Origin of the sequence: Acidovorax facilis, from assembly GCF_023913775.1 — a bacterium.
Classification (GTDB): domain Bacteria; phylum Pseudomonadota; class Gammaproteobacteria; order Burkholderiales; family Burkholderiaceae_C; genus Acidovorax; species Acidovorax facilis.
Window position 1 is genome coordinate 1 of sequence record NZ_JAMXAX010000247.1, and the last position, 2,355, is coordinate 2,355.

A 2,355-nucleotide genomic window follows, 5' to 3' on the forward strand; every position below is an offset into this window, starting at 1 on the left:
GATCACTACGTCGGCGCCCCGCTCAGGACGGATCAGGAAGTTTTCGTTTCCGGGAAGGCCTCTTTTACTGGGTTTTTTATTGGCAACTTTGCAGCCAAATGAGTATCTTCCAGCGGCCGCCTAACGCCTCCACCAAGAGGACCAGTCGCGTTTACATGGTGGTGCGTTGAGTGTCCGCTCTTACTTGTCGCCACCGGCTGCTCCTGGCCGAATTCTGCCCCACGTTGAAGGGCGCTAGCGGGCCCTAAGCAGCCGGAGGACGAAACTACCGCAAAGCTGCCGTTGACTCACTACCCACTGGCTTGACGTCCAAACCGCGCTGTCTCAGTGCCCGGTGCCTGCCTACTGGCAAGCTATAGTTTGCTGAGTTGATGCCTGCCGGGTTTGTCGGAAATTTTATACCTGTGCTTTTGAACAGCGCACTGACCGCAGGCCCAATCTGCAAGCCATTTTCAGGAGGAATCAGTGTCCAGAATATCCCGCACGGTCCAGTTTATCCCGCAGGTTTTGCGGGATACATCACGTTAGCGCGCATGAAGTCGGTTTTGCGTTTCGTTGGCATCTACTGTGTGCTTTCTGCGGCGCTCGGGGCTGTGGCGCTCGTCTCGTCATTTCCTGCACGGCCTAGCTCGTGGCTCGGTTGGCTCGGCTTGTTTGTATTGGTTGTTCCCATCACTCTGGTTGGCGAAGTCGTGGCTGAGTCTCTGCATCGCAATCGAATAGCGCGCGCCATCGAGCGGCGCACGCAAAGCAAGCGCTTCTCGTGGCTTCGTCTTGGTTATCTACTTTCTTTGGGGTTGGTTGTCGCGGCGGCAGTAGTCAGCATCAATCTAGCGTTCTCGCCGGCAGGTTAAATCACATGCGCTCTAACCCGTCGCTCAAGCGGACCCGCATTCTGCGGGCCGCTTATCTTGTCCGTTAGGCCTATCCATTAAAATGGTATTATGCATATGATTAAAAGTCGTTACCAACTGCAAAAAGAGAGAAGCCAAGCTAGATTCGCTCTTGAAAAAGAGAAGGACACGATCTATTACCTCGACTTCATTCCAAAAGATGGACAAGCGACAGGACGCAGCACGCTCTTGGATGATCCGTGGTGCGTCCGGCTCATTTGTAACCCCAAGGACAAGCCGCAGCTCATTGAAGAGGCCGTCGCTATTTTCGAGAAACGCCACAATGTCGAATCCTGGCGTGAGGTCGCTTCTTGTTACAAGGTGAATAGCTTTTGGTTTCCATAATTGTGAAAAACTACCCAGCATCAGTTTCTCAATTCCACCTGAGTCTGGGATACGAACGCTATTCTCATGAATCAAGACTACCCCCAAATCCGGCCTAACAATACGGTGAAGGGAATTGCTGCAAGCTGCGCTTTTGCGACACCTTACCTCCACGTTAGACATTCCTTTGGGATAACTTCACATGGCAATTACCGCACACCTTGAAGACCTCGCCGACGAAGGGCTTGATCTCTTACTTCGCGTTGCACTGAATACTGACGCAAGACAGATTGACGACTGGCGCTCTCTCGGCAAGCTAATCGAAGAAAAGAACATCACGGTTACGCACATTAAAGACTCGTTGTGGTCAGCGGAACTCCCAGACAGTACATCTGGAGAGTCTTTCGAGTCAGAGTTTGGCCATAACGCAAGAGTTGCTATCGCATGCACCGTTATTCGCGCCCACTTCCCTGATGGCCCTGCATTCCGCGTACCGAAAGATAAGGCTACCGAACTCTTTACTGAAGAATTCCTTGGTAGCCCATCTTGGCAAATCGCTATTCAGCTCGCTAATTTAGAGCCCGAGGAAGACGGAAAAATCTCGGTCTATGTCAATTACCCATAACCTCTCGACACACCATGTTCAACATAGCGCTTGACCTCGCTCCCTTCGGTCGCTGGACGCTGCGCGATAAAGCCGCGCAGCGCCGGTCAGCTCTACGTTGAGCGTCCGCTTCTTTCTGCCCCAGCTGACTGCTCCTGGCCGAATCCTGCCCCACGGCGAGGGACGCTAGCGGGCCCTGAGCCGCCATCCAGCTAGGAGCTCGAAAGCTGTCACTCAGCCAAGCTGCAAGTGCGGCGCCAAGGCATCCGACGGACAACAGTTGACTCCTGCAGGACATGGGTGGAGCTCATCTCGCACTCACGTCCGAATGTCCAAGCGGCTCTTGCACCGTGCGGATGTCGGTGCACGACTGCAGCAAGTGCGTGGCGCAGCCACCCGTCGCTGATTAGGTGTCACATCCCGGACGATTGCATAGACTTCAAACGCTATCCACTCTTCATGGCGCGAGCGGTTCTAAAGGAGTTGATAGAGTCCTTGCAATCCACCCAGGGAGTGAAGCCATGTTGATAGCCC

3 protein-coding genes are annotated in these 2,355 nt (G+C 53.8%); all 3 read left to right on the forward strand.

The features are described from left to right. The first annotated feature begins 410 nt into the window (after positions 1-410). The 3 genes from NFX52_RS29785 (at position 411) to NFX52_RS29795 (ending at position 1,842) form a co-directional block, all read left to right on the forward strand. On the forward strand, positions 411-854 hold the full coding sequence (locus NFX52_RS29785) for a hypothetical protein (protein WP_156358546.1): 444 nt from the start codon (positions 411-413) through the stop codon (positions 852-854). Positions 855-950: 96 nt separating this feature from the next. After that, entirely contained in the window at positions 951-1,238 is a 288-nt protein-coding gene (locus tag NFX52_RS29790) for a hypothetical protein (RefSeq protein ID WP_156358545.1), read from the forward strand. A gap of 181 nt (positions 1,239-1,419) precedes the next feature. Continuing rightward, positions 1,420-1,842 carry a hypothetical protein gene (locus NFX52_RS29795; RefSeq protein ID WP_055392894.1) on the forward strand — a complete coding sequence of 141 codons (423 nt, stop codon included), beginning with the start codon at positions 1,420-1,422 and terminating at the stop codon, positions 1,840-1,842. Positions 1,843-2,355: the final 513 nt, after the last annotated feature.